Origin of the sequence: Celeribacter persicus (assembly GCF_003050785.1) — a bacterium.
In the GTDB taxonomy this organism is placed as follows: Bacteria; Pseudomonadota; Alphaproteobacteria; order Rhodobacterales; family Rhodobacteraceae; genus Celeribacter; species Celeribacter persicus.
This window is the reverse complement of the sequence record NZ_QAOH01000010.1, coordinates 102,797-127,731: the sequence shown is the minus strand read 5'-3', so window position 1 is coordinate 127,731 and position 24,935 is coordinate 102,797. Positions and strand designations below refer to the sequence as shown.

24 protein-coding genes and 1 tRNA gene are annotated in these 24,935 nt (G+C 60.1%); 6 read left to right on the top strand and 19 right to left on the bottom strand.

Annotated elements, in window-relative coordinates; translation table 11 throughout:
* Nucleotides 1-324 precede the first annotated feature (324 nt).
* The 3 genes from msrQ to C8N42_RS13775 all read right to left on the bottom strand — a co-directional run bounded on the left by msrQ (nucleotide 325) and on the right by C8N42_RS13775 (nucleotide 3,473).
* Entirely contained in the window at nucleotides 325-948 is a 624-nt protein-coding gene (gene msrQ, locus C8N42_RS13785; RefSeq protein ID WP_107817144.1) for a protein-methionine-sulfoxide reductase heme-binding subunit MsrQ, read from the bottom strand.
* Complete coding sequence (gene msrP / locus C8N42_RS13780; protein WP_107817143.1) at nucleotides 948-1,874, bottom strand: protein-methionine-sulfoxide reductase catalytic subunit MsrP; 927 nt, start codon at nucleotides 1,872-1,874, stop codon at nucleotides 948-950. Before msrP ends, msrQ begins: the two co-directional genes overlap by 1 nt.
* Nucleotides 1,875-1,940: 66 nt before the next feature.
* Nucleotides 1,941-3,473 carry an FMN-binding glutamate synthase family protein gene (locus C8N42_RS13775; RefSeq protein WP_107817142.1) on the bottom strand — a complete coding sequence of 511 codons (1,533 nt, stop codon included), beginning with the start codon at nucleotides 3,471-3,473 and terminating at the stop codon, nucleotides 1,941-1,943.
* A 167-nt stretch (nucleotides 3,474-3,640) separates the two neighbouring features.
* Here C8N42_RS13775 and C8N42_RS13770 point away from each other — a divergent pair, with 167 nt between their 5' ends.
* Complete coding sequence (locus tag C8N42_RS13770) at nucleotides 3,641-4,075, top strand: DsrE family protein (RefSeq protein ID WP_107817141.1); 435 nt, start codon at nucleotides 3,641-3,643, stop codon at nucleotides 4,073-4,075.
* Between the two features lie 52 nt (nucleotides 4,076-4,127).
* Here the strand turns inward: C8N42_RS13770 and clpB are convergent, their stop codons facing one another.
* A complete protein-coding gene (clpB, locus tag C8N42_RS13765; RefSeq protein ID WP_107817140.1) occupies nucleotides 4,128-6,749 on the bottom strand; it encodes an ATP-dependent chaperone ClpB in 2,622 nt (873 codons plus the stop codon).
* 221 nt (nucleotides 6,750-6,970) lie between these two features.
* Between clpB and C8N42_RS13760 the strand changes: the two genes are divergently transcribed.
* Entirely contained in the window at nucleotides 6,971-7,237 is a 267-nt protein-coding gene (locus C8N42_RS13760; protein WP_107817139.1) for a hypothetical protein, read from the top strand.
* A 60-nt stretch (nucleotides 7,238-7,297) separates the two neighbouring features.
* The gene (pyrF, locus tag C8N42_RS13755; protein WP_107817138.1) at nucleotides 7,298-8,008 is read left to right on the top strand and encodes an orotidine-5'-phosphate decarboxylase; all 711 of its coding nucleotides are present in this window, start codon (nucleotides 7,298-7,300) and stop codon (nucleotides 8,006-8,008) included.
* A 72-nt stretch (nucleotides 8,009-8,080) separates the two neighbouring features.
* Here pyrF and C8N42_RS13750 read toward each other — a convergent pair whose 3' ends face one another.
* The 4 genes from C8N42_RS13750 to C8N42_RS13735 are packed head-to-tail and all read right to left on the bottom strand — an operon-like array spanning nucleotide 8,081 to nucleotide 10,016.
* Complete coding sequence (locus C8N42_RS13750; protein WP_107817137.1) at nucleotides 8,081-8,326, bottom strand: hypothetical protein; 246 nt, start codon at nucleotides 8,324-8,326, stop codon at nucleotides 8,081-8,083.
* 52 nt (nucleotides 8,327-8,378) lie between these two features.
* Nucleotides 8,379-8,843, bottom strand: coding sequence for an NUDIX hydrolase (locus C8N42_RS13745; RefSeq protein ID WP_107817136.1), 465 nt, complete (start codon nucleotides 8,841-8,843; stop codon nucleotides 8,379-8,381).
* The gene (locus C8N42_RS13740; RefSeq protein WP_107817135.1) at nucleotides 8,836-9,123 is read right to left on the bottom strand and encodes an NfeD family protein; all 288 of its coding nucleotides are present in this window, start codon (nucleotides 9,121-9,123) and stop codon (nucleotides 8,836-8,838) included. The genes C8N42_RS13745 and C8N42_RS13740 overlap by 8 nt, the downstream gene beginning before the upstream one ends.
* Nucleotides 9,123-10,016, bottom strand: coding sequence for an SPFH domain-containing protein (locus tag C8N42_RS13735; RefSeq protein ID WP_170109304.1), 894 nt, complete (start codon nucleotides 10,014-10,016; stop codon nucleotides 9,123-9,125). Before C8N42_RS13735 ends, C8N42_RS13740 begins: the two co-directional genes overlap by 1 nt.
* Nucleotides 10,017-10,122: 106 nt before the next feature.
* On the opposite strand from C8N42_RS13735, the gene C8N42_RS13730 reads away from it, so the two are divergent.
* Nucleotides 10,123-11,376, top strand: a complete 1,254-nt coding sequence (locus C8N42_RS13730) for a DNA polymerase IV (RefSeq protein ID WP_107817160.1) — start codon at nucleotides 10,123-10,125, stop codon at nucleotides 11,374-11,376.
* Nucleotides 11,377-11,385: 9 nt separating this feature from the next.
* Here the strand turns inward: C8N42_RS13730 and C8N42_RS13725 are convergent, their stop codons facing one another.
* Nucleotides 11,386-12,246, bottom strand: coding sequence for an N-formylglutamate amidohydrolase (locus C8N42_RS13725; protein ID WP_107817134.1), 861 nt, complete (start codon nucleotides 12,244-12,246; stop codon nucleotides 11,386-11,388).
* Between the two features lie 171 nt (nucleotides 12,247-12,417).
* Here C8N42_RS13725 and C8N42_RS13720 point away from each other — a divergent pair.
* Nucleotides 12,418-12,492: transfer RNA gene (locus C8N42_RS13720), tRNA-Val, on the top strand.
* A 61-nt stretch (nucleotides 12,493-12,553) separates the two neighbouring features.
* Nucleotides 12,554-12,679 (top strand): type B 50S ribosomal protein L36, encoded by a 126-nt coding sequence (gene ykgO, locus C8N42_RS13715; RefSeq protein WP_005850168.1) that lies wholly within the window; start codon nucleotides 12,554-12,556, stop codon nucleotides 12,677-12,679.
* 193 nt (nucleotides 12,680-12,872) lie between these two features.
* On the opposite strand, the gene C8N42_RS13710 is transcribed toward ykgO, so the two are convergent.
* From C8N42_RS13710 to C8N42_RS13665, 10 genes are all read right to left on the bottom strand, one after another.
* On the bottom strand, nucleotides 12,873-13,265 hold the full coding sequence (locus tag C8N42_RS13710) for a DUF3775 domain-containing protein (RefSeq protein ID WP_107817133.1): 393 nt from the start codon (nucleotides 13,263-13,265) through the stop codon (nucleotides 12,873-12,875).
* 93 nt (nucleotides 13,266-13,358) lie between these two features.
* Entirely contained in the window at nucleotides 13,359-14,513 is a 1,155-nt protein-coding gene (locus C8N42_RS13705; protein WP_107817132.1) for a DNA recombination protein RmuC, read from the bottom strand.
* Entirely contained in the window at nucleotides 14,510-16,399 is a 1,890-nt protein-coding gene (gene mutL, locus C8N42_RS13700) for a DNA mismatch repair endonuclease MutL (RefSeq protein ID WP_107817131.1), read from the bottom strand. The genes C8N42_RS13705 and mutL overlap by 4 nt, the downstream gene beginning before the upstream one ends.
* Nucleotides 16,400-16,446: 47 nt before the next feature.
* Complete coding sequence (locus tag C8N42_RS13695; RefSeq protein WP_107817130.1) at nucleotides 16,447-17,754, bottom strand: M16 family metallopeptidase; 1,308 nt, start codon at nucleotides 17,752-17,754, stop codon at nucleotides 16,447-16,449.
* Entirely contained in the window at nucleotides 17,751-19,085 is a 1,335-nt protein-coding gene (locus C8N42_RS13690) for a M16 family metallopeptidase (protein WP_107817129.1), read from the bottom strand. The genes C8N42_RS13695 and C8N42_RS13690 overlap by 4 nt, the downstream gene beginning before the upstream one ends.
* Nucleotides 19,086-19,199: 114 nt before the next feature.
* On the bottom strand, nucleotides 19,200-19,631 hold the full coding sequence (locus C8N42_RS13685) for a DUF3035 domain-containing protein (RefSeq protein ID WP_107817159.1): 432 nt from the start codon (nucleotides 19,629-19,631) through the stop codon (nucleotides 19,200-19,202).
* Nucleotides 19,632-19,725: 94 nt separating this feature from the next.
* On the bottom strand, nucleotides 19,726-20,199 hold the full coding sequence (gene lspA, locus C8N42_RS13680) for a signal peptidase II (RefSeq protein WP_107817128.1): 474 nt from the start codon (nucleotides 20,197-20,199) through the stop codon (nucleotides 19,726-19,728).
* Nucleotides 20,200-20,208: 9 nt separating this feature from the next.
* Nucleotides 20,209-21,798: a bifunctional phosphoribosylaminoimidazolecarboxamide formyltransferase/IMP cyclohydrolase gene (gene purH / locus C8N42_RS13675; protein WP_107817127.1), complete on the bottom strand. Its 1,590-nt coding sequence runs from the start codon at nucleotides 21,796-21,798 to the stop codon at nucleotides 20,209-20,211.
* Nucleotides 21,799-21,822: 24 nt separating this feature from the next.
* Nucleotides 21,823-23,568: a heparinase II/III family protein gene (locus tag C8N42_RS13670; protein ID WP_107817126.1), complete on the bottom strand. Its 1,746-nt coding sequence runs from the start codon at nucleotides 23,566-23,568 to the stop codon at nucleotides 21,823-21,825.
* 85 nt (nucleotides 23,569-23,653) lie between these two features.
* Nucleotides 23,654-24,934 (bottom strand): RsmB/NOP family class I SAM-dependent RNA methyltransferase, encoded by a 1,281-nt coding sequence (locus tag C8N42_RS13665; RefSeq protein ID WP_107817125.1) that lies wholly within the window; start codon nucleotides 24,932-24,934, stop codon nucleotides 23,654-23,656.
* Nucleotide 24,935 lies beyond the last annotated feature (1 nt).

Below are 24,935 nucleotides of genomic sequence, written 5' to 3'. Positions count from 1 at the left end.
AGTCCGTCTGGCGCCCCGCCGTGCGCCTCAGCGCCGCCGGTGAAGGGGGTTCTATGGCTTACCGCTAAGACCCGCAAGTGGTTTTTGAAAAAAAAATGACGATTTCCTGTATTTTTCAATTAATATATTGTTTTTATTGATTTTATTTTGTTGAGTTTTTTGGCGATCAGGACTTTTGCCATGATGTTCGCCTCCCGGAAGAAAGCTCTTCACGAAACGAAAACCGCTTATCCACACGGGGCTACGCAACATTTGGTATCGCTAGCGCAAATCACCCCAAATCACCCTGTGAATCGCCCCCGAATTCAGGGCGATTCACCCGAGTCACCCGCGAGAGTGTTGAGGAATCACACCGCGATTCCGTTTTCGCACGCCGGAAGGCAGGCGAAGCAGCAATAGAATCGCGATTCCTCCGAGATAGAGCAAAGGCTCCAGTTGCCATCCCTTGCGCAGCATCACGAAATGCACACCTCCAAGCACCACCGCCGGATAGACCAGCCAGTGCAGCCGACGCCAGTTGCGCCCGAGCTTGCGGATCGCGGCATTATAAGAGGTGGCAGCCAGAGGGATCATCAGGACCAGTCCGAGCATCCCGATGGTGATATAGGGGCGCTTATAAATGTCCGCGATGATTTGTGATGGGATCTGCACATCGAGCACGATCCAGACCAGCAGATGGAGCACGATATAAAAGAAGGCGATCAGTCCCAGCGCACGGCGGAATTTCAGAAGATTCAGCCCGAGGTAACGGCGCAAAGGCGTGATGCAGAGAGAGGCGATCAGAACCTGAAGGCCCAAAAGCCCGATCTTGTGCTCCATCGCCTTGACCGGGTCTATGCCGAGCTGACCGCTCACCCCGGCATAGAAGAACCATACGGGTGGAAGCAGCGCACCGAGATAGAGCGGCCAGGTCGGAATGCGGCGGGCAAAGCGATTGACGCGATCCATCAATACTCCTTGCTCAGGTCCATGCCCTTATAGAGCGCCCCGACCTGTTCCTCGTATCCGTTGAATTTGACCGTCGCGATGCGGGAGGCAAAGACACCCGCGCCGATGCGCCGCTCCGTGGCCTGTGACCAGCGCGGATGGCTGACCTCCGGGTTCACGTTGGAATAGAAGCCATACTCACGATGGTTCGCCGCCTTCCATGTGTTGACGGGTTGCTCGCCGGTCAGGGTGATCTTCACCACCGACTTGATCGACTTGAAGCCGTATTTCCACGGCACCACCAGGCGAAGCGGCGCGCCGTTCTGGTTCGGCAATTCCCGACCGTAAAGACCCGTCGCCATGAGCGTCAGCGGATGCATCGCCTCATCGAGCCGCAGCCCCTCGACATAGGGCCAGTCGAGAATGGGCCGCTGTTGCCCCGGCATTTCCTCCGGGCGGAAAAGCGTCTCGAAGCACACATATTTTGCAGAGGGTTCGACCCCGGCGAGATTGAGGAGCTGGCTCAGCTCGAACCCGTTCCACGGGATCACCATCGACCAGGCCTCGACACAGCGGAAGCGATAGATGCGTTCGTCAATGTCGACCTTCGCAAGAATATCGCCCAAGCCATAAGAGCCGGGCCGCTCCACCATACCGTCGATTTCCACCGACCACGGATCGGTCGTGAGAGCGCCGGCGTAACGTGCAGGATCTTCCTTGCCGGTGCCGAATTCGTAGAAATTGTTGTAGCCGGAAATTTCCTCGAACGTGTTCGGCGTCTCGGTGGTATTGAACCCCTTGATCTCAAACTCGGGCATCTGTTGTGCCCTCGCACCCGAGGCGGCCAGCAAGCCAGCCCCGGCCATACCGGCCATCACTGCCCGGCGATTGAGATAAGTTCGTTCCGGCGTGACCTCGGAATACGGCAGATTGTAGTTCGGCATCATGGGTCCCTCCCGATCTGATTTCCTCAAAGGTAGACCGGGCGGGGCCATGCTCAAACCAAACTTATCTCACAGATGCGTTGGTGTTTTGTAACTTTCGCGGCTGTACCGGTCATGGTGATAGCTCGGCACGATCCGGTTGAGCGGCACGGAAGTGCCGTCCGCCTGCACGATCCGCACATGCCGCCGCCGCATCTGGCGCGGCTCCAGAACACCGACCGAATGGGCGATCATCTCAAGCTCGTGTATGGTGGCCTTGGCGTAGGTAGCGACCTTCTTGTACTTGTCCTGCACCACAAGACCCTTTTGCAGATGCGGGTCATGGGTGGTGATCCCGGTCGGGCAGGTGTTCTTGTTGCACTTGAGCGCCTGAATGCAGCCGAGCGAGAACATGAAACCGCGCGCGGAACACACGAAATCGGCACCCGCACAGATCGCCCAGGCCACATCGGCCGGGTTCACCAGCTTGCCCGCCGCAACGATCCGGATGCGGTCGTGCAACCCGTATTTATCGCGTAGATCGACAATGCGGATGAGGGCTTCTTTAATAGGCATGCCCACGAGGTCGATGAGCGGCATCGGCGCTGCCCCCGTGCCGCCTTCGCCTCCGTCGATGGTGATGAAGTCCGGCGCACTTTCCTCGCCGCGCTCCTTGATCAGGGCAAAGAACTCTTCCCAAGGCCGCGATGAGCCGACCACGAATTTGAAACCCACCGGTTTGCCGGTCACATCACGAATGTGATTGATGAAGTTCAGAAGATCGTTGAAATCGTCCACCTCGCGATGACGGTTCGGGGAAATCCCGTCCTCACCCGGACGCAGCCCCCGGATCGCGGCGATCTCCGGTGTGATCTTCGCGGCGGGCAGAATGCCCCCCTTGCCCGGTTTCGCGCCCTGGCTCAGCTTAATCTCGAACATCTTCACTTGCTCATATGCCGCCATCGCGCGCAGCTTGTCGTCGTCGAGATTGCCTTCCGCATCGCGAATGCCGTATTTCGCCGTACCGATCTGATAGACAAGGTCCGCACCGCCTTCGAGATGGAAGGGAGACAGTCCCCCTTCCCCGGTGTTGAGCCAGATGCCAGCCTCTTTCGCCCCTTTCGACAGTGCCAGAACCGCCGGTTTGGAAATCGCGCCGTAGGACATGCCGGAAATGTTGAAGATAGACTTTGCCGTGTAAGGCACCCGGCAATACTGCCCGATCACCAGAGGTTCTGTGACAGCGAACTGATCGTCCAACGGCGGGAAGGCGGCGTTCATAAAGATCGGCGTGCCGGGGATGGAAAGCGAACGCGTGGAGCCGAACGCCACCGTGTTGCCCTTGCCATCGGACGCCCGGTAGATCCAGTCGCGCTGCGCCCGGTTGAACGGCATCTCCTCGCGATCCATGGCAAAGAAATACTGGCGAAAGAACTCGCCCAGTGTCGAGAACCAGTGTCGGAAATGCCCGATCACCGGATAGTTGCGCAAAATGGCATCCCGCGTCTGCCGTTTATCGAGGACGTAAAGCGCCAGAGCGATAAAGACCATCACCCCGATCACAACCACGAACACCAGCGCAAGAACCTGAAGCGCCATCATCGCCCAATGCCAGAAGGCCATCACCTTATCTATCCTTTTGCATTTTGTTTGGCCCGACCCTGACAGAAGGCGCGCAGAAGACAACCGGAAACCGGCTCGTGTTAGCGCAAAAACCTTAGCCGCGGTGCGGCGTGACAGGATCACATTCCTGTGCCTCACTCGACGCATAAAAAGGGAGGAATATATTCATGCACAAAGCACTCATCACCAGCGCGGTTCTCGCACTGAGCGCAGGGGCGGCCATGGCGGACGGTATCACGCATAAAATCGCGATTCATGTGGACGACAGCGACATGCGTCTCATGAACATGGCGCTCAACAACGCCAACAATGCCCGAAACTATTTCCAGTCGATCGGCGACGAGGTGGTTCTGGAAATCGTCGCTTACGGACCGGGGCTTCAGATGTTTCTGAAAGGCCAGAGTCCGGTGGCGGACCGGATCGAACTCATGGCGCTGGAATATCAGGACGTGACCTTTTCGGCTTGTGAAAACACCCTGCGCAATATGAGCAAAAATCAGGACCGGCCTCTGGAACTCCTCGAAGAGGCGCAGATCGTTCCCTCCGGCGTCGCCCGCCTCGTCGAGCTACAGGAAGACGGCTACAGCTATATCAAGCCCTGAATGAAAAAGGCGGCCCTCAAAGGGCCGCCCTGTCTTCTTCCGTGTATCAGCCTCAATGCACCACGGCATCTTCCGGCGCGGGCTTGTTCGATGCGCCGGTGCGGTCGCCAATGAGCAAACCGTCGACGCCGGCCGAGACCGGAATGATGTCGCCGTCCTTGATATCGCCCGCGAGCAGAAGCTCGGCGAGCGGATCTTGCAACGCGCGCTGGATCACGCGTTTCAGCGGCCGCGCACCGAAGACCGGATCATAACCTTCATCGGCGAGCCACTGTTTCGCGGCGTCGTCGATCGCCAGCGAAATGTTGCGTTTCGCCAGACGTTTTTCGAGCCGGGCAAGCTGGATCGTAACGATCCCGCCCATGTCGTGGCGGCCCAGACGGTCGAAGATGATCGTCTCGTCCAGACGGTTGAGGAATTCGGGGCGGAAATGCGCCCGCACCGCATCCATCACCTCGCGTTTCGCCGCCGACGAGTCGGCACCATCCGGAAGCTGACTCAGCGCCTGCGCCCCAAGGTTCGAGGTCAGGATGATCAGCGTCTGTTTGAAGTCCACGGTCCGGCCCTGACCATCGGTCAGCACACCGTCATCCAAGACCTGCAACAGCACGTTGAACACATCCGGGTGGGCTTTCTCCACCTCGTCGAACAGCACGACCTGATAGGGCCGACGCCGCACAGCTTCGGTCAGAACGCCGCCCTCGTCATAACCGACATAGCCCGGAGGGGCACCGATCAGACGCGCGACCGCGTGTTTTTCCATGAACTCGGACATATCAATGCGGACCATCGCATTGTCGTCGTCGAACAGGAACTCGGCCACGGCTTTCGTCAATTCGGTTTTCCCGACCCCGGTCGGCCCGAGGAAGAGGAAGGACCCGAGCGGACGGTTCTCGTCGTTCAGACCCGCGCGAGCACGACGCACCGCATTGGCGACAGCGTGCACGGCGGCTTCCTGACCGATGACCCGTTTGTGCAGGCCCTCTTCCATCCGCAGGAGTTTATCCCGCTCGCCTTCGAGCATTTTCGACGTCGGAATCCCGGTCCAGCGTTCGACCACCTCGGCGATTTGTTCGGGGCGCACGGCCTCTTCGACCATGAGATCGCCGTCGACCTCGCCCTCTCCGGCTTCCGCAAGCTGTTTTTCGAGCTGCGGAATGATGCCGTAGGACAGCTCGCCAGCCTTCGCCAGATTGCCTTCACGTTTGGCGATCTCAAGCGCCGCACGCGCCTGATCGAGTTTCTCTTTCAGCTCGCGCGTGCCTTCAAGTTTCTGCCGCTCGGCTTCCCATTTCGCGGTCATCGCATCGGACTGGTCCTGCAAGTCGGCAAGTTCCTGTTCTAGCTTGGCGAGCCGGTGCTTGGAGGCCTCGTCATCCTCTTTCTTCAAAGCCTCGGCTTCGATCTGAAGCTGAAGGATTTGACGATCGAGCGCATCGAGTTCTTCGGGTTTGCTGTCGACTTCCATCCGCAGACGGCTGGCCGCCTCGTCGACAAGGTCGATGGCCTTGTCCGGGAGGAACCGGTCGGTGATGTAGCGATGCGACAGAGTCGCAGCCGCAACCAGCGCCGAGTCGGAAATCCGTACCCCGTGGTGAAGCTCATATTTTTCCTTGATACCCCGCAGGATCGACACCGTATCCTCGACCGTCGGTTCCTCGACCATGACCGGTTGGAACCGGCGTGCGAGAGCAGCGTCTTTCTCGACGTATTTACGGTACTCATCGAGGGTCGTGGCACCGACACAGTGCAGTTCGCCCCGCGCCAATGCCGGTTTGATCAGGTTCGCCGCATCCATCGCACCATCGGTCTTGCCCGCACCCACAAGAGTGTGAATCTCGTCGATGAAGAGAATGATTTCGCCTGCGGCGGCCTCGATCTCCTTCAAGATGGATTTCAGACGTTCTTCGAACTCACCGCGATATTTCGCACCGGCGATAAGCGCGCCCATGTCGAGCGCCAGAAGTTTCTTGTTGCGCAAGCTCTCCGGCACATCGCCATTGACGATCCGAAGGGCAAGACCCTCGGCAATCGCGGTTTTACCCACGCCCGGCTCCCCGATCAGGATCGGGTTGTTCTTGGTCCGGCGCGACAGCACTTGCATCGAACGGCGAATTTCCTCGTCACGCCCGATGATCGGGTCGATCTTACCTTCTTCCGCAGCCTCGGTCAGATCACGCGCATATTTCTTCAACGCCTCATAGCCTTCTTCGGCAGAGGCCGTATCGGCAGTGCGGCCCTTGCGGATGTCGTTGATCGCGGTGTTCAGTTTCTGCGCCGTCACGCCACCGGCATCCAGCGCGTCTTTCGCGCCCGACCGGGTGATCGCCAGAGCAGTCAAAAGCCGCTCGACCGGAACGAAACTGTCACCCGCTTTCTTGGCGAGTTTTTCAGCCTCATCGAGAACCTTCGCGGTCTGCTGATCGAGATAGGTTTGGCCGGCATCGCCGGAAACGCGCGGAATCTTGTTCACGGCGGCCTCATTGGCGGCCATGACGGCCTTCGCATCACCACCCGCTTTCGCGATCAGGTTGGTGGCAAAGCCTTCTTCATCATCGAGCAAAGCCTTCAAAAGATGCTCGGGTTTCAGAGCCTGATGGCTCTCCCGCATCGCGATCGTTTGCGCAGCCTGAAGGAAACCGCGCGACCGTTCGGTGAACTTCTCCATGTTCATACCGTCTCTCCTCTTCCAAGCGCCCCGGATGAATTTCCGCGCCCGCTTAGCGGCACGCATGAGGGTCGGGGCCTTCCACCCCTAAATGGGGATCGCGTCCCGACCCCGCAAGAGGACCTGTTGCAAAATTGGAACAAATACATGCACCAGGCGTTACCTCTCCAAGCGTCGCAAGAACGTCCCCCGAAAAACACCATGGGACCCACGCATGGAGGCTAAAGATGCAAAGCTATGGAGCAGAAATTCAGGGCCTGACTTATAATGCCGCGCAACAGGCCTATCAGGCCCGCGTCATCTTTCATGAACAGGGCGAAAGGATCACCTTCCCCGTCGAGTTCAACGCACCGATCAGCGCCGATTACGCCACCGTCAGCCGCGGCTTGGCCCTGCGCGCCCGCGCGCTTCGCAATCGTAAGCGCGGCGCCAATGTCGCCCGGCTCAAGGATGTGGCCCAAATCGCAGCCTGTCAGGGACAATTGGACGCCTGAATCTCTTGACCCCGAAGGCCAGTCTGCGCAAGGAGGGGCAAACCAGAGAGGATGTGCCCCATGACCGATACGACCACCGCAGATGACCGCCTGATCGTTGCCCTCGATGTTCCCAATGTCGTGCAGGGATTGGACCTCGTCAAACGGATCGGGGACGCGGTCTCCTTTTACAAGATCGGGCTTGGCATGCTCACAGGCGGCGGGCTGGCGCTGGCCAATGAGCTCAAGCACGAGCAGGGCAAGAAAATCTTCCTCGACATGAAATTCTTCGACATCGGTGCGACGGTGGAGAACGCCGTGCGCGGTGTGGCGCAGCATGACATTGATTTCCTGACCGTTCATGGCGACCCTTATGTGGTGAAGGCGGCCAAGGAAGGCGCTTCAGGATCGGATATGAAAATCCTTGCGGTCACAATCCTGACCTCATTGGACCGCGCGGACCTCGACAGCGCCTGCATCAAGGCAGGCGAGATTCGGGATCTGGTGCAGGAACGCGCTGGCAAAGCCTTTGTCGCCGGGGCCGACGGCGTCATCGCCTCGCCGCAGGAGGCCACTATGATCCGCGCTCTGCCCGAGGCAGAAGGCAAGCTCATCGTCACCCCAGGCGTGCGTCCCATGGGGGCGGCGCTCGGCGATCAAAAACGGGTGGCGACGCCTGCGCAGGCCATTCGCGACGGTGTCGACCACATCGTCGTCGGTCGCCCTGTGTGGCAGGCCGAAGACCCGCGCAAGGCGGCGCTGCGCATCCAGCATGAGATCGCCACCGCGTAAAAACGCGCAACAACAGAAAACGGCGCCCGAAAGGACGCCGTTTCTTTTTGAACCGTCAGGTCAAGACCGGTGTTATTCCGAGGCAGGTGCCTCAGGCGCGCTCTCTTCGGTCGTGACGTTCAGAGACCCACCGTTGTCCGGCGCATCGTTGTTGATCGTGACAGAGGCGCCATCAGGCGCATCCGAAACCACCGGCGTCGCATCACCACCCATGATCACATAAAGGATCACGCCCAGCACCACGACAATCGCGCCAAGGATGAAGTACAGCCCGCCGTTGCCACCCGAGCTTTGATTGTAAGACTCATTCTGTGCCATGAGCTTTCCTTTGCGTTTCATTTCCAATTGCATGGACAACGCACGGCTTCACTCAAAGTTCCCGGCAAAGTTCCCGGTCGATTTTTGCGAAATACCGCCCAAGCCGCCCGCGCAGGGAGATCACCGCATCGTCGCGGCCCACGAAGTCGCGCGCGCTCATCCAGCTCCACGCCTGTCCTTCCGCACCCAGACGGATCGCACCATCTGTCAACGTCTCCCAACGCGCTACGAAGAAATGCACTGTGGTTCCCGGGTCCGAATACGCGCTCTCTTCGCGGTGATAGACCACCCGCTCCGGCGCGATCTCGACGGAAAGCTCCTCAAACAGCTCCCGTGCGACGGTCTCGAACGGGCTTTCCTCCCCTTCGCGCCCGCCACCGGGCAGGTCCCAGTGATTGGGCCAGGGAATATCGGGGCGGTCGTCGCGCAAAAGCGTCAAGATCTGATCGCCCCGAAGAATGGCAATCTTGGCCCCATCGAACGGTTGACCGCAATAGGGCAGGATCGCCTCAGACATCGTCGTTGATGTCCTTGTCCCAGACTTTCACCTGACCTTTGCGCCGCCCGAAAACCTGCCGCATGCCCAACCAGGCGATCATCGAACAAACCGCGAAGACCAGAGTCAAAAGCGACACATTCGCACCGATCCATCCCAGAAACAGCAAAAGCGCCACCACGGCGGCACCGATGCCAAAGCCCAGGAACATGAACCCCGCCGCGATGATTTCGAGCGCCATGAGCGCAATCGCCACAAGCCCCCAGAACCACCATTCGAGCAACAGAATCATATGTTCCATTACGCCTTGCCTTTCAGAAGCTTGAACGCATCGCCAAAGGCCTCAAGCGCGGCGGAAGGCAGCACGATGGTCTGTTTACCCGAACCGTCGCCCAGTGCCGTCAGCGCCTCGACCTGTTTCAGCGCCACCTGATATTGCGCCGCTTCCAGACCGTTTTTCGCGATTGCTTCGGCCACGACACCAGTCGCATAGGCTTCGGCATCGGCCTGAATCCGTCGCGCCTTGGCCTTTTGTTCGGCGGCGTACAGCTCCGCATCGGCGGCCAGTTCGACGGAGCGCTTCTCGCCCTCCGCCTCCATCACGGTCGCCCGACGTGCGCGCTCGGCATTCAATTGCTGCAACATCGCGGCGCGGGTGGCCTCGTCCAGATTGACGTCCAGAACCTCGGCCCGCGTCACCTCGATCCCCCAGTTGTCGACCGCATCTTCGACCGCCAGTTTGATCGTCGAAATCAGTTGCGAACGATTCGACTGCACCTCGTCGAGCTCCATCTTGCCGATCTCCGCCCGCACGATGCCCGCCACTGTGGTGGCAATCGCTCCATCCACGTCACGAATGCGGTAGACGGTCTTTTCCGGCTCGATGATGCGATAGAATACAGAGGTTTCGACTTTCACCAGCACGTTGTCGGAGGTGATCGCATCCTGCAACGCATTCGGCAACTGGCGTTCAAGAATAGAGATTTTGTGCGCCACAACGTCGATCAACGGCACGATGAAGTTGATCCCCGGCCCGAGAACCGTGCGCAGCCGACCGAAACGCTCAACCACGAACTTCTCCGACTGCGGCACGATCCGCACACCTTTGAGCACCAGAAGAACAATGAAAAGAGCAAGCGCCAGAGTGACGATATTGCCACCGGTCAAAAGCTGTGCCGGATCAATGGAATTCATGAGAAACCTTCCTGCAAACTGATATGTCGGGGCATGGATAGCCCCTCTAATGAGATGGGTATAGGATAGGAGCGGATCAAGGAAGCAAATGATGCCCGCTCACACCATGTCCTGTCTGTGCCGCGACTGCCTCACCACATTCGATCACGGCGCCCGCTGTCCCAAATGCGGACGACCAAGGGTGCTGTCGCATCCCGAGCTTTTCACACTGTCCATCGCGCATATGGATTGCGATGCCTTCTATGCCTCGGTCGAGAAACGCGACAACCCGGAACTGCGCGACAAGCCGGTGATCGTCGGCGGCGGTAAACGCGGCGTGGTGACCACCGCCTGCTATATTGCCCGGATCAAGGGCGTGCGCTCCGCCATGCCGATGTTCAAGGCACTCGCACTTTGCCCCGAGGCGGTGGTGGTCAAACCCCGGATGGAGGCTTATGTGAGCGCCTCCCGCGAAATTCGCGATATGATGGCGGAACTGACCCCGGATGTGGAACCGCTGTCGCTCGACGAGGCCTTTATGGACCTCACCGGCACCACCAAACTTCACGGTCACCCACCCGCCGTGATGCTTGCTCGTCTGGTGAAACGGATGCGTGAAGAGTTGCATCTCACCGGCTCCATCGGGCTCAGCCACAACAAATTCCTCGCCAAGATCGCGTCTGATATGGACAAACCCCGTGGGTTTTCCGTGATCGGCGAAGCGGAGACGATGGATTTTCTCGCCGGGAAACCCGTGAGCCTGATCTGGGGCGTCGGACGGGCGACACAGAGCGCACTGGAGAAAGCCGGGATTCGCACATTCACCGATCTGCGGCGCTGGGAGAAAGACGATCTTCACACACGCTTTGGTTCGATGGGTGACCGGCTCTGGCATCTTGCGCGCGGGCAGGACAGCCGTCGCGTCTCCGCCCATCGTCCGGTGAAATCCATCTCCAATGAGACGACCTTTTCCGAAGACATCGGAGCCGCCGACTTGTTGGAAGGACATCTGTGGCGGCTGGCGCAGAAAGTCTCCGATCGAGCCAAAGCGAAAGAGATCGCCGGGCGCACCATCACGCTCAAGCTCAAACGCGCAAGCCATGCGACGCTGACCCGGCGGGTGACGCTCCATGAGCCGACCAACATTGCCGACCGCATCTATCGCACCGCGCGGGAGTTGATGACCCCGGAACTGTCGCAAGGCCCGTTTCGCCTCATCGGGGTCGGGATTTCCGAACTGACCCCCGCCGATCAGGCCGATCTTTCGCCCGATCTTCTCGACCCCGACGCTACCAAACGGGCACAAGCCGAACGGGCCAGCGACGAAATCCGCCGCCGCTTCGGAGCAGATGCGATCATGAAAGGCCGCGCGCTTCGGTGAACCAACACGTTATTCGGCGGCGAGAGGTAGTCCCTCGGCCCCGATTTCAGAGATGGCTCGCGCCACAGCGCTGATCCGGGCGCGCAACTCCGGGAAATCGGAACGCAGGGCAAGCGTGCGCTCGTTCATATAAAGAGACCGGTCGATTTCGACCTGAACCGTATGGCACTGGCGCGACGGGCGCCCGTAATGCTGCACGACATAGGCCCCGGCAAAGGGCACATTGCGCGAGACGCTGAACCCCTGTGCCCGAAACGCCGCCTCTACGGCGGAGACAACGCTCGGCGATGCCGACGCCCCATAACGATCCCCGATCACCACCTCGGGACGCTTGCCTCGCGCGGTACGAATCGTGCTCAACGCCTCGCGCGGCATGGAATGACAGTCGATCAGAATCGCCTGCCCGAAGAGCGACAGAGATTCGTCGAGCACCGCCCTTAGCAACTGATGATAAGGGATCCAGACCGTGTCGATCCGCGCCTGCGCCTCCGCGCGGGTGATCTTGCCCCGGTAAATGCTCCGCCCGCCCGCAACCACACGCGGAATGACCCCGAGACCCGATGCAATCCGCGGATTGAGCCCTACGCGCGTCACATCCTCGATCAGCGCCGGGTCCAGTTCATCCGCCCTCCGGTTGAGATCGACCCAGGCACGGGGATAGACTGCGGACAGAAGCACCGCGCCGAAAGAGGGCACATCGGAAAACAAACGGTCCACATGGGCATCCTCGGAGGAGCGCAATTGCAACGGATCAAGCACCGAAGCCTGAACCATCTCCGGAGGATAAGCGCGCCCGCTGTGCGGCGAGGCAAAGACCACGGGAGAGGTCCTCCGCTCGGGTCTCTGCAACAGATAGGGCGCTTTGCTCATCGGGGCTCCTTTTCTCAAAAAACTATAGACAAGGAAAATCTCTGCCAAAAGCCCTTGAACAATCACCCGACTCCTTTTATACGCACGCGGACTGACGCGGGAAATCCCCCGCGTCTTGTTCTTTGCGCTTCGCGGCGTTTCGGACAAGGCGTGGAATTCCCGAGGAAGAATGGGCGTATAGCTCAGTGGTAGAGCACTTCGTTGACATCGAAGGGGTCACAAGTTCGAACCTTGTTACGCCCACCATTCTTCCAAAGTCGACTGGTTTTAACTGGCGCAGGCAGGCGCCGCGAAAAAGGAGATGAACATGAAAGTTCGTAACTCGCTCCGCTCGCTGAAAAACCGGCACCGCGACTGCCGCGTCGTGCGCCGTAAAGGCCGCGTGTACGTGATCAACAAGACGCAGCGCCGTTTCAAAGCCCGTCAGGGCTGAGATCAGCAGCGACCACTCACAAAAAAGCCGCCCGAATTTCGGGCGGCTTTTTTGTGTGCCCTAAGCAATCATTCTCCCCTACAAATAAACGGCACTGTTTAACGCCCAACGCGAAAACGGCTTCTTCCCATAAGACACGAAAAAGCGCCACGCGATTGCGCAGCGCCTTGTTTCCCATCCGCCGGGGAAAGCCTCACACCTTGCGGTAAATCTCGTCTTCAAGCTCGGATGTGTCGATGCCTAGGCTCTCCAGCCCGTCTTCGAGGTAATCGGCCAGAAGCGGAATGCCGAGGAGATATTTCTCGGTCGGGCCGATGGCTTCCTGTTTCGCGGTCCCGAAGGCCTCGTCATAATCGTCGAAGGTTTCGCGCCCGATCCACATGATCGCGACCAGCGCCGCCTTTTCATCTTCGTTCAGACTTCGGATGAAACTCTGCAATTCATGCCCGGTCCCGTCGGACGGGCGGGATTCGAGGATCGTATCGCCATCAGCATCGTCCGATGGCGTATCCCAACGACCGACTTTCGCCCCAAGTTCGCGCGCACGCACGATGACAAAGGCGACTTTGTGCGGGCTGATATCCATGACAGGGATCCTCCAATGATCTGACTAAGTGTGCATCTTACACGTGTTTGAGCACATGACCTAAGTCAAAGATTCAGGTTTGAGAAGAGCCGTTTACGATTTCTGCACCAATGTCGTCGGGGAAACCGGAGAGGCGTCCGGGGCCAATTCCTCGAAATCGAAATTGTCGAGACGATGCGCGCGTTTACCCGCCTTCTCGGCCGAGATTTTGATATCTTCGAGATCCTTCGCCGCCTGACCGAAATGTCGGTCGAGATTGCCGACACGGGTTCCGAGACGCTCGACATCGGCGTGCAAAAGCGACAGTTCCCTGCGGATTGCGCCCGCTTGTTCGCGCATGCGCGCGTCCTTGAGAATCGCCCGCATCGTATTGAGCGTCGCCATGCAGGTCGTCGGCGACACGATCCAGACGCGTTTTTCGAACCCCTCCCGGACCAGTTCCGGGAAATTGGCGTGCAACTCGGCGTAAACCGCCTCCGAGGGCAGGAACATCAAGGCCCCGTCCGCCGTCTCGCCTTCGAGGATGTATTTCTCAGAAATATCCGCAATGTGCTTTTTCACCGCCTGGCGCATGAGTTTCGCGGCCTCGTTCAATTCCCATTGCGTGTCGGCACGCCGAAGCGCTTCATAGGCCTCCAGCGGAAATTTGCTATCGATTGCAATCGGCCCCGGCGGGTTTGGCAGATGAATAAGACAGTCCGCCCGCCGCCCGTTCGACAGCGTCGCCTGCAGGCTGTAGCTGTCCTTTGGGAGTGCCTTGCCCACAATATCGTTGAGCTGAATCTCTCCGAACGCCCCGCGTGTTTGCTTGTTCGACAGGATATCCTGAAGCGACAGCACATTGCCCGAAAGCTTCTCGATATTGGCCTGCGCCTTGTCGATGGTCTCCAGCCTTTGCTGCAATTCTCCCAGACTTTTGGCCGTGCGCTGCGCCGAGCCTTGAAGGTTCACGTTCATGGACTCGGTCACCAAAGCGAGCCGCTTTTCCATCAGTTCCAGCATCTTCGTCTGAGACGCCACCTGTGCCTCCGACACATGGGTCAAACCGCCAGCTAGTTGCTGCTGCCCGTCGGAGAGCATCTGCACCCGCTGGCCAAGCTGGTTCATCTGTTGCGCGATTGGCAGAGCCATTTTCGCCGCCTCACCGGAGCGTTTCAGCACCACGATAAGCAACAGGAAAAAGACCAGAAGCACCGCCCCGCCGATCACGGCCGCAAGCGTCAGAGGATCGTTGAAATCAAGTGTCATGTGCGTCCGAATAGCCGTTCGATGTCAGAAAGTTTCAGCTCCACATAGGTGGGCCGACCATGGTTGCATTGCCCGGAATGCGGCGTCGCCTCCATCTCGCGCAGAAGCGCATTCATTTCTTCGGCATGCATCCGGCGACCCGAGCGGATCGAGCCATGACAAGCCACCCGCGACAACACCGCCTCGATCCGGGCCTGCACCGAGAAACTGTCGCCAAGGTCGGAGAGTTCATCAAGAATGTCTTCGATCATCGCCTTGGCATCCACACGCCCCAGAATGGCGGGTGTCTCCCGCACCGCAATCGCCCCGCCGCCAAAAGGTTCGATACCAAGCCCAAGCCTGGCCAGATCATCGACCATATCGAGCAGCATCTGCGCGTCATTCGTAGACAGTTCGACGATCTCCGGGATCAAAAGCGCCTGCGCTTTCACCCCATGTTCGGCCATCTGATGTTTGAGCTTTTCATAGACTAAGCGCTCATGCGCCGCGTGCTGATCGACGATGACGATGCCGCGTTCGGTCTGGGCGATGATGTAATTCTCATGCACCTGCGCCCGCGCTGCGCCCAAGGGCAAAGCCTCGGTCACAGGGGCTGCTTCGATCTCTTCTATCCGCGCCGAGGGCACGGACATTTCGGCGAAACCGGGCGTTTCCATTGGCTCCGGGCGCTCTGGCGCCTGCCAATTGTAGCTCTGCTCAATCACTCCGGAGGAGGGCCGATAGGGTGCGGAATAGCTCTGCGACGGGCGGTCCATCTGATAGACGCGCGGTTCGGTGACCTCCGGGCGCATCGCGCCCAGCGTTGCATTCGCCACCGTCGTCGACGCCCGGTGCCCGGCCTCCGCCAAGGCATGACGCAAGGCCGAGACGATCAGCCCACGCGCAATTCCCGGCTCGCGAAACCGCACTTCGGATTTCGCGGGATGGACATTCACGTCGACCAGATGCGGATCGCAGTCGATAAACAGACAGGCCGCCGGGTGACGATCCCGGGAGAGAAAATCGAAATAGGCCCCGCGCAGCGCGCCGACGAGCAACTTGTCTCGCACGGGCCGCCCGTTGACGAAGAGATACTGCGCCACGGCAGAGCCGCGCGAATAGGTCGGCAAAGCGGCATAGCCGGTCAACGTCAGCCCCTCCCGCTCCGCATCAATCGCCAGAGCGTTTTCGGCAAACTCCTTGCCCAAAACCGTCGCGAGCCGCCCGTGTAGCGCGTCGAACATATCGCCGCTTTCGGGATCGGCGCGGAAGGTCACACGCCCCTCGCCTCCGCCCGACACATCGCGCAGGGTAAAGCCCACATAGGGTTCGGCCATGGCGAGACGTTTGACCACATCGGAGATCGCCTGCGCCTCCGCCCGGTCAGTGCGCAGGAATTTGAGACGGGCGGGCGTGGCGTAAAACAGATCGCGCAATTCCACCACCGTGCCGCGCGACAGGGCCGCCGGTTTCACCGGCTCCATCTTGCCACCCGACACGGACATGGTGACACCCTCGCCGCCCTGCACGCGGGAGGTGAGTTTCAGCCGCCCAACCGCACCAAGCGACGGCAAAGCCTCGCCGCGGAAACCGAAGGTGTGAATGTCCAAAAGATCCGTGCCGTCGATCTTCGACGTGGCATGGCGCGACAGGGCCAAAGGCAAGTCCTCGGCACTCATCCCACAACCGTCATCGCTCACTCGGATAAGCGTCTTGCCCCCGTCGGCATAATCCACCTCGATCCGCGTCGCGCCCGCGTCGATGGCGTTTTCCACCAGTTCCTTGACGGCGGAGGCAGGCCGTTCCACCACCTCGCCAGCGGCAATACGGTTGATCGCGCCTTCATCGAGCTGACGAATGACGGGACGGGGTTGATCTTGGCTTATGTTGCGTGCGGGAGAGTTCATGACACCAGAGGTAGCATGGACCCTCCCGATTCGACCATGAGGAAATCTCAGTTGGTCTGAAGCCCCTCGGGCGAGCCGACTACGACGAAAGTCAGGGTCTCGGGGTTGTAGAGCCGCTTGATCACCCGGTTCACATCCTCAAGCGTCACCGCATTAACCAGATCGTTGCGGGTCTTGATGTAATCCGGCGACAGCCCGTCCATCTGCATACCCACAAGAATGCGCGCGATGGTGCCATTGCCATCGAACCGCAACGGATAGGCCCCGGTCAGATAGGTCTTGGTCAGATCGAGTTCCTCCTGCGTCAGGCCGGTTTCGGCGAATTTCACCCATTCGTCCTTCACCACATCCACCGCCTCGGCAACAACGCGGTTGCCAGAGGAAAACTGTCCCATGATCAGCTCGGCATGATCGAAAGACACGAGATAGGAACCGACGCCATAGGTCAGTCCACGTTTCTCGCGCACCTCCTCCATCAAACGCGAATCCCCGTGTCCACCCAGAACCTCATTGGCGACATAGGCCGGGATGAAATCCGGATCGTCACGCTTGATGCCCTTCTGCCCAAAGAGCACCACCGATTGCGGCGTCTCGAAGGGCACAACGGTCAGCCCGCCATTCAGCGCAGGTTCGACATTTTCCGGCATATCCGCGCCGCTCTCCGGCAAATCACCCAGAAGATTGTCGAGCAGGGCCGAAAGCTCTTCGGCGGAAATATCCCCCACAGCCCCGACATAAAGCCGGTCGCGGGTCATCACACGATCCTTGGCGGTGAACATGTCCTCGGAGGTCAGGGCGTCGACACTCTCGAACGTGCCATTGTCATCGCTGCCATAGGGATGCGCACCGAAGGCCATCTTGTAGAACACCTCGGAGGCGATATCGCCCGGATCGGTCGCCTTCGAGCGCAGAATGGATTTGACCTGCCCCTTCACCCGCTCCACCGCATCCGCATCGAACCGCGGCTGCATGATCGCCTGACGCAAAAGCGCCATGGCCTGATCCCGGTTCTCGGTCAGAAAGCGCGCCGAAATGCTCACCGTGTCCATGCTGGCATTGAAATTGAAACTGGCGGCAAGATCGTCGCGCGCTCCGGCAAAGCCCTGCGCATCCATGTCGCCTGCGCCTTCTTCGAGCGTCGCCATCATCAGGTTGACCTCACCGCGCTTCCCATCCCGGTCGAGCGCAGTGCCACCCCGGAACCGGATTTCCAACGCGGTAAAGGGGATGGAATGTTCTTCCACGAGCCAGGCCTTGATCCCACCGGGTGTCTCGACGGTCTGCACATCGACAGCGGCCTGCACCGGCAGGGTGAACCAGATCAGCGCCACGAGGGCAGCAACAAAGCGTTTCATCCATCCGCTCCTTCATTCGTTTCAGGCATCAGCCAGCCGGTCACGGCGCGGCGGCGGTCGAACACCTCATGGGCGGCGGCCATAACATCCTCGGGCGTCACCGCCTGCAAGATGTCCGGCCAGGCTTCGATATCCTCAAGCGACAGCCCGAGGGCCAGCTCCTCGCCATAGCGACGCGCAAGCCCTTCGACATTGTCCTCGGCATAGATCAGATTGGCGCGCAGCCTGGTTTTCAGCCGCTCGAATTGACCCGGGTCGATGCCGTCCTCCATGAATTGCGCAACCGCGCCGTCGAGCGCGTCTTCGGCCTCCTGCATCGACACGCCCGGCGAGGGCACGATCACAAGGCCAAAGGTGGTGTCGTCGATGCTCGCCCCATCGTAATAAGCCCCCGCATAGACTGCGGTCTGCGTCTCGAAGGTCAGTTTGCGCGCGAGGTAGGAGGTGGTGGAATTGCCGCCCAGAAGCGAGGCGAGAATCTCAAGTGCTGCGGCCTTCCCCTGATCGCCCGGATCACGTTCCGGGGCCAGATAACTGCGCATCACGGAGGGTTGCGACACGCGCGCATCCGTCATGGTCATGCGTCGCTCCGCCAATTGCGGCGGCTCCTGCGGACGCACACGCTCGCCCAGACCCGGCGTCGGCTCCAGCGGGCCGTACCATTTCTGCGCCAACTCATGAACCTCGTCGGGATCGACATCACCCGCCACCACGAGAATCGCATTATTCGGCGCGTAATAGCGATGGTAGAAATTGAATGCATCGTCACGCGAAAGCTGTTCCATCTCCTGACGCCAACCGATGATCGGGATGCCGTAGGGATGATTGAGATATTGCGCGGCCCGCGTCTGTTCCCGGAACAGAGCGCTCGGATCATTGTCGATCCGCTGGTTACGCTCTTCCAAGATGACCTGACGCTCGGTCTTCACATCGTCCTCAGTCATTTCCAGATCGCGCATCCGGTCGGCTTCCATCTGCATCATAAGCCCCAGACGATCAGCAGCCACCCGTTGATAATAGGCGGTGTAATCCCAGGAGGTGAACGCGTTGTCAGACCCGCCATTTCGGGTCACGGTTTCCGACAGCTCACCGGCATCCAGATCGTCCGTACCCTTGAACATCAGATGTTCGAGGAAATGCGCGATGCCGCTTTTGCCGAGCGGCTCATCCGCGGCCCCGATCTTGTACCAGACCGTGTGGGCCACGACGGGAGCGCGGTGATCTTCGAGCACCACGACCTCCATGCCATTATCCAATTCGTAATGGCTTACCTCGGCAGCGAAAGCCGGGGAACTCAGCGCGATCAGCGCCGCTGAGACAGCGTATTTCATGAAAACACCCTTGTGCGTCAGAACTGGCTCACTCTTGCGCCAAAGCGCGCGCAGGACAACAGGGGCTGACGCGGATGTGAACCGAAAAGATCAGGATTATCTGAAGACCCGGCGTCAGTCTTGCGGCGGTGCGCTCGGCACCTGGATACCAAGGGCGCGCAGGCGCAGCCATTCCTCATAAGAATCGAGGGCAAACCGCTTGTAAGCGCGCTCATAGCTACCTCGCCCGGTGCGCTTTTTCGCATCGTCCTCGGCCAGATCCGCGCGGATCCTCGGATCGACACCGTAGCGCGAGGCGTAGCTCACGATGCCGCCATCGACACCCCCTGTCGGCACACGCCCGCCAAGGGCAACAATCGCATCGGCATTGGGCGTCGCATCGGTGCGGTTGCTCCCGCCGGGCGTCGGCACGGGCAGATCATTGTAGCTCGCAGGTTTCTCAAGCGGTTTGGCGGGAACGATGGAGAATTCATCCGGCCCGGTTTTCACCCGATTCGGCACACGTTCACGGCCTTGGCCACAGGCCACGAGGGCGGTGACAGCCATGAGGCACAAACCCGTCCGGAACACATTCGAGACCATGAAAACCTTCCTCCGCCAAATCGCGTCAGAGCATGTTTAGACGATGGGCGCGCCGAGGTCACGCCCGGTTTTTCGTTTCACCGGTGAAAAGGATGAGACCGAAAGCCCCTGCAAAGATCGCGATATCGGCGACATTGAAGGAATAGGGGTTGGAAAAGCCGCAACAGGACATGTTGAGAAAATCCGCGACCGCGCCGTAGACGATCCGGTCGATGGCATTGCCCAGCGCTCCGCCGATCAACAATCCGGCGCTGATTTGTCCCAGTCGGGAAAAACTCTCCCGCCGCACCCAGATCATCACCCAGACGGAAATCACCACGGCCAGAACCACCCAGCCCCAGCGCAGAAGATCACCATGGTCGGACAAAAGTCCGAAATTGGCACCCCGGTTCCACGCCATGTGAAACACGAGATAGGGGGGCAGAACGTCGATCTGCCCCACCGTCTTGAGATCGAGAAACTGGACCACGGCCCATTTCGAGAGCTGGTCGATCACGAAAGTGATCAGCGCTGTCAGGGCTGTGATCCGCATCGTTGCCTCTTAGTGACGGAAGTGACGCATGCCGGTCAGCACCATGGCCAGCCCGGCCTCGTTGGCCGCGTCGATCACTTCCTGATCGCGCATCGAACCACCCGGCTGAATGACACAGGACGCGCCCGCGGCAGCGGCTTCGAGAAGACCGTCGGCAAAGGGGAAGAACGCATCAGATGCCACGGCGGACCCTTTGGTCAGCGGTTCCGGCAGGCCCATGGCCTCGGCCATACGCTCGGCTTTCTTGGCGGCGATCAGAGCGGAATCGAGACGCGACATCTGCCCCGCGCCCACGCCGACGGTGGCCTGATTTTTCACGTAAACGATGGCGTTGGATTTCACGTGTTTCGCAACTTTCCACGCGAACAGCAGGTCTTTCATCTGTTCGGGCGTCGGCGCTTTCTCGGTCACGACCTTCAGATCGTCCATGCCAACGAAACCCGCGTCCTTGTCCTGAAACAGGTAGCCACCCGCGACCTGCCGGATCGTGTTCGGCTTCGCCAACACGTTCGGCAGACCTTCCGTGGTCAGCAGGCGCAGGTTCTTCTTGGCCGCGAAAATCTCTTTCGCCTCGTCACTTGCCCCCGGCGCGATGACAACTTCGGTGAAAATCTCGGTGATCGCCTTGGCGGTCTCCGCATCGAGCGCTTTGTTCAGCGCCACGATGCCACCAAATGCGGAGGTGCGGTCGCAATCGAAGGCATTCTGATAGGCCTCAAGCAGCGTCGCGCCCTTCGCCACACCGCAGGGATTGGCATGTTTGATGATCGCCACGGCAGGCGTCTCCGCCGGATCGAACTCGGCCACAAGCTCAAATGCCGCATCGGTGTCATTGATATTGTTGTAGGACAGTTCCTTGCCCTGATGCTGAACGGCAGTTGCCACTCCCGGACGCTCGGAGCCATCGACATAGAAAGCCGCCGACTGGTGTGGGTTTTCACCGTAACGCAGGGTTTGCTTGATCTGACCTGCGACCACGCGACGACGCGGGGCCTCTTCGCCAATCGCGTCAGCCATCCAGTTCGACACGGCGGCATCATAAGCGCCGGTGCGGGCATAGGCGATCTGCGCCATTTTCTGACGGAAGGCATAGGAAGTCTGACCACCGTTGGCGTCCAACTCGGCAATCAGCGCCGCGTAATCTTCGACATCCACCACGGTGGTGACAAAACCATGGTTCTTCGCCGCCGCACGGATCATCGCCGGACCGCCGATGTCGATATTCTCGATCATCTCGTCATAATCCGCACCCCGGGCCAGAGCCGCCTCGAACGGGTAGAGGTTCACGACCAGAAGGTCGATGCCGCCGATGCCGTGTTCTTCCATCGCGGCGACGTGCTCGGCATTGTCGCGCAGTGCCAGAAGTCCGCCATGAACGCGCGGGTGCAGCGTCTTCACACGCCCGTCCATCATTTCCGGGAAGCCGGTCACCTCGGACACGTCTTTCACATCAAGCCCCGCCTCGCGCAGCGTCTTTGCCGACCCGCCGGTGGACAGCAACTCGACCCCCTTGGCGGCAAGCGCCTTGCCCAGATCAACAAGGCCGGTTTTGTCGGATACGGAAAGAAGCGCGCGCTTCACGGGATAGAGATCGGTCATGGTGGCAGTCCATCTTTGTGGCGGTCAGATCAGGGTCTCGTCGTCCATCTCAAGATCGCGGAGCGTCGTCGGCGTCTCCTGCGCCTTGGCCAATGTCCAACGGACACGGGTCGCATAATCCATTGCCGCCGCAGATAGAACCACTTGTTTCGCCGCACGCGGCTTTAAGCGGTTTTTTTCGAGGTAAACCGACCGCTCAAGGCTCAATTTCGCGCGACCGTCATGGCGGAACACCCAAATCTCACCGGATTTAAGCGCCAGCGATACCGCAGCGCCCCCCATGTCCAGCTCCGCATCGACATCGGGATGCAGGTGAAAGCGCACCTGAAACGGAATGCCCTGAAGCTTGAGCTTGTCCATCATCCGGTCGAACTGCCGCTCATCGGTCTCGGTGATCGTCGCCAGAGTGTCCTCCCCGGCAATGCCACGCCCGTCTTTCGACAGTTCGATCTGGCGAATATGGGTGAGCCCGTGGGTATGTGCATAACCGTTGTGTCCGGCCACGAACCCCGCACCGTCCTCGCCTCCGCGCAGTTCAAGACGCACATCATCGGGCACATCGACAAGCAATTCGCGCAGATGCCCGCCGATCATCTTTCTGGCTCCGAGACGGGAGGAGGAGAATCCCTCGATCCCCAACGTCGAATGCGACGGCGTCGCCCGTCCCGCCCGCCGCCACTCGGGGCCGAAACTGCCACCCGCACCGCAATTCACGATCAGCGGCCTGCGCCCGGAGGTCAGCTCAAAGGCAAGCGTCGAGGCATGGGCATTGAACGAGGCCTCCACCTTCGGCGGGGGGGCGGCATCGACAATGATCGAGGTGCGCCCGGCCGAGAGCCGCAGGAACCCCATGTGCAATCCCTGCCCCGGTGGTGTCTTGTTGCCCGAAGAGGCCAGCGCATGATCAAGGCGCCCTTCGACCCCGCGCCCGCCACCATGAAACCGTGCAAGCCCGCCGTCGGAATGGCGCAGCGCGCGCAACGTCGGCGCGATGCGTTCAATCGCCGCCAGATGTGATTCCTCTGCGATCCGCCCCGCTTCCGATAGGGCCGCCGCCGCCCAGGTCAAAAGCGTAAAGACCTCCAGAAGCTCTTCCGGATTACGGGTCGGAATGCCGCCTTCGGCGTCGATCTCGCTCTCGCATTCCTTCGCAAGCGCCTTCACCGCCGGCGCGACATGTTCCTCCATGCCGACCAGCGACAGACCGGCATAGATCAGCCCCGTGAGCGCCTCGAAGCGTGGCAAACCCGGACTGGCCGTTTGCCAGCGACGCGAGAGGAAAATCGTCTGCTGCCCAAGCGTCTTGTAGAAGGCGTTCGACACCTCCGTCTCCTGCCCCGACAGGAAAAACAGCGCGTGATGAATCCAGCGAATGAGCCGCCGCCCGGTCAAATCGGGCGTCCAGCCCGGCCCCTTGCCGCGTGCGTAACGCTCCATCCAGTCCCTGATCCAGTCCTGCGCACGACGTCGGGCATTGTAATCGCCCACAGCGGCCAAATCGTCGAGCCAGGCAAAACCATGAATTTCCTCGACAAATCCAGATGCCGGGGCCTCGATATCCCAGATAGAGGCATTCGGCGCTTCGACCAGATAACCCGCAAACAGGAAATTGCCGCCGATCAGTTGACGACCCCGAGCAAAAGAACCGATGGATTTGGGTTCGGGCTGGGAGACGAAGCCCAACGCAGGTTTGGCACGCGCCGCACGCAGCGCATGAAACCGGTTCATGCGGCGGACGTTCTTCGCGCGCCAATCCTCGCTTTGCGACATTGCCTGCCCCAGCCTGTCGGTTCGTTTTCGTTGTCTACGAAGATAGCGGTCGCGCTTCGGGATGTCATCGGGAAATCCCGGATCTTCATCCCCGTCGCAGCACCGTGATGAAGAATCCATCCATCCCGCCACGCTCCGCCCAGTAATCCGGACGAGTGCGCAAACCCTCCGCGCCGATCCACTCCGGATCGACGCCGAAAATGTTCAGCGCCTCAAGATCGACTCTCAGATCGGGGTGGCGCTCCATCGCATCGCGCACCTGCTCCTCACCCTCGTCGATGAGCAAAGAACAGGTGCAATAGACCAGTTTTCCGCCGGGTTTGAGCATCCCCAGAGCGCGGTCGATCAGGTGTTCCTGCAACTCGAAGAGACCCGGAAAATCCGATCCATCCTTGACATGCGGCAGGTCCGGATGCCGCCGGATCGTGCCAGTCGCGGTACAGGGTGCGTCGAGCAGAATCGCATCGAACTCCGCCCCCTCGTATTCCAGCGCATCGCCAATGGCGATTTCCGCCGACAGGCCGCAACGCGCAAGGTTTTCCTGCACACGCGCCATACGCGACTCGGAGATGTCGAGCGCGGTGACCTGCGCACCCATGGCCGCCAGTTGCATCGTCTTGCCGCCGGGTGCGGCGCACATATCGAGCACCCGCGCACCTTTTTCGGGGGCGAGGATTCGCGCGGGCAAGCTGGCGGCGGCATCCTGCACCCACCAATCGCCTGCTTCGAAACCTTCCAGTTTCGTGACCTGCACCGCCGCGCTGAGACGCACGGAGCCGTTAGGCAACAGCTCACCTCCGAGCTTCTCGGCCCAGCCTTCGGGATCGGTTTTGACGGTCAGATCGAGCGGCGCACCCTTGGCCTGCACCGCCTCCATCGCGCTGACCACTGCCTTTCCGAAATCTGCCACCAGAGGTTTGCGCAGCCATTTCGGCATCATCGGCGCGGGCAGCGTGTCCCATTTCGCCTTCTCGCCATCGACCTTGCGCAGCACCGCATTGACCAGCCCCTTGAAATGACTGGACTTCGGACGCTCCTGCATCAGCGTGACATAGGCGTTCACAACCCCATGCGCGGCCTCTCCCATGGCGCAGATCTCGAACACACCAAGGCGCAGCGCGTTCATCACATGCGGCGCGGGACGTTTTGCGAGATGCGGCCCGAGCATCCGGTCACAGCGGTCAAGCACCCGCAAGGCCTCCGTCACGAGACGTTGGGACCGTGCGCGATCCTCGGGCGAAAGGCCTTTGGTCCGTTGCAAAAGCACTTCGGACAGGAGCCGTTTCTCCACGAGAACGGCGTCCAGAAGGGCCAGAGCGGCCCGGCGGGCGGCAAGCCCCGCAACATCGGATGATCTTGTTTTCATG

What these genes read in the sequence shown, in the direction of transcription:
- C8N42_RS13750 (WP_107817137.1), bottom strand. Translation starts at nt 8,326, where the DNA reads ATGGCACAGAATGAGTCTTACAATCAAAGCTCGGGTGGCAACGGCGGG.
- C8N42_RS13705 (WP_107817132.1), bottom strand. Translation starts at nt 14,513, where the DNA reads ATGACACTTGATTTCAACGATCCTCTGACGCTTGCGGCCGTGATCGGC.
- pyrF (WP_107817138.1), top strand. Translation starts at nt 7,298, where the DNA reads ATGACCGATACGACCACCGCAGATGACCGCCTGATCGTTGCCCTCGAT.
- C8N42_RS13685 (WP_107817159.1), bottom strand. Translation starts at nt 19,631, where the DNA reads ATGGCTGTCACCGCCCTCGTGGCCTGTGGCCAAGGCCGTGAACGTGTG.
- mutL (WP_107817131.1), bottom strand. Translation starts at nt 16,399, where the DNA reads ATGAACTCTCCCGCACGCAACATAAGCCAAGATCAACCCCGTCCCGTC.
- msrP (WP_107817143.1), bottom strand. Translation starts at nt 1,874, where the DNA reads ATGATGCCGAACTACAATCTGCCGTATTCCGAGGTCACGCCGGAACGA.
- C8N42_RS13770 (WP_107817141.1), top strand. Translation starts at nt 3,641, where the DNA reads ATGCACAAAGCACTCATCACCAGCGCGGTTCTCGCACTGAGCGCAGGG.
- msrQ (WP_107817144.1), bottom strand. Translation starts at nt 948, where the DNA reads ATGGATCGCGTCAATCGCTTTGCCCGCCGCATTCCGACCTGGCCGCTC.
- C8N42_RS13725 (WP_107817134.1), bottom strand. Translation starts at nt 12,246, where the DNA reads ATGAGCAAAGCGCCCTATCTGTTGCAGAGACCCGAGCGGAGGACCTCT.
- clpB (WP_107817140.1), bottom strand. Translation starts at nt 6,749, where the DNA reads ATGAACATGGAGAAGTTCACCGAACGGTCGCGCGGTTTCCTTCAGGCT.
- C8N42_RS13760 (WP_107817139.1), top strand. Translation starts at nt 6,971, where the DNA reads ATGCAAAGCTATGGAGCAGAAATTCAGGGCCTGACTTATAATGCCGCG.
- purH (WP_107817127.1), bottom strand. Translation starts at nt 21,798, where the DNA reads ATGACCGATCTCTATCCCGTGAAGCGCGCGCTTCTTTCCGTATCCGAC.
- lspA (WP_107817128.1), bottom strand. Translation starts at nt 20,199, where the DNA reads ATGCGGATCACAGCCCTGACAGCGCTGATCACTTTCGTGATCGACCAG.
- C8N42_RS13730 (WP_107817160.1), top strand. Translation starts at nt 10,123, where the DNA reads ATGTCCTGTCTGTGCCGCGACTGCCTCACCACATTCGATCACGGCGCC.
- C8N42_RS13735 (WP_170109304.1), bottom strand. Translation starts at nt 10,016, where the DNA reads ATGAATTCCATTGATCCGGCACAGCTTTTGACCGGTGGCAATATCGTC.
- C8N42_RS13690 (WP_107817129.1), bottom strand. Translation starts at nt 19,085, where the DNA reads ATGAAATACGCTGTCTCAGCGGCGCTGATCGCGCTGAGTTCCCCGGCT.
- ykgO (WP_005850168.1), top strand. Translation starts at nt 12,554, where the DNA reads ATGAAAGTTCGTAACTCGCTCCGCTCGCTGAAAAACCGGCACCGCGAC.
- C8N42_RS13775 (WP_107817142.1), bottom strand. Translation starts at nt 3,473, where the DNA reads ATGGCCTTCTGGCATTGGGCGATGATGGCGCTTCAGGTTCTTGCGCTG.
- C8N42_RS13695 (WP_107817130.1), bottom strand. Translation starts at nt 17,754, where the DNA reads ATGAAACGCTTTGTTGCTGCCCTCGTGGCGCTGATCTGGTTCACCCTG.
- C8N42_RS13665 (WP_107817125.1), bottom strand. Translation starts at nt 24,934, where the DNA reads ATGAAAACAAGATCATCCGATGTTGCGGGGCTTGCCGCCCGCCGGGCC.
- C8N42_RS13740 (WP_107817135.1), bottom strand. Translation starts at nt 9,123, where the DNA reads ATGGAACATATGATTCTGTTGCTCGAATGGTGGTTCTGGGGGCTTGTG.
- C8N42_RS13710 (WP_107817133.1), bottom strand. Translation starts at nt 13,265, where the DNA reads ATGGATATCAGCCCGCACAAAGTCGCCTTTGTCATCGTGCGTGCGCGC.
- C8N42_RS13745 (WP_107817136.1), bottom strand. Translation starts at nt 8,843, where the DNA reads ATGTCTGAGGCGATCCTGCCCTATTGCGGTCAACCGTTCGATGGGGCC.
- C8N42_RS13670 (WP_107817126.1), bottom strand. Translation starts at nt 23,568, where the DNA reads ATGTCGCAAAGCGAGGATTGGCGCGCGAAGAACGTCCGCCGCATGAAC.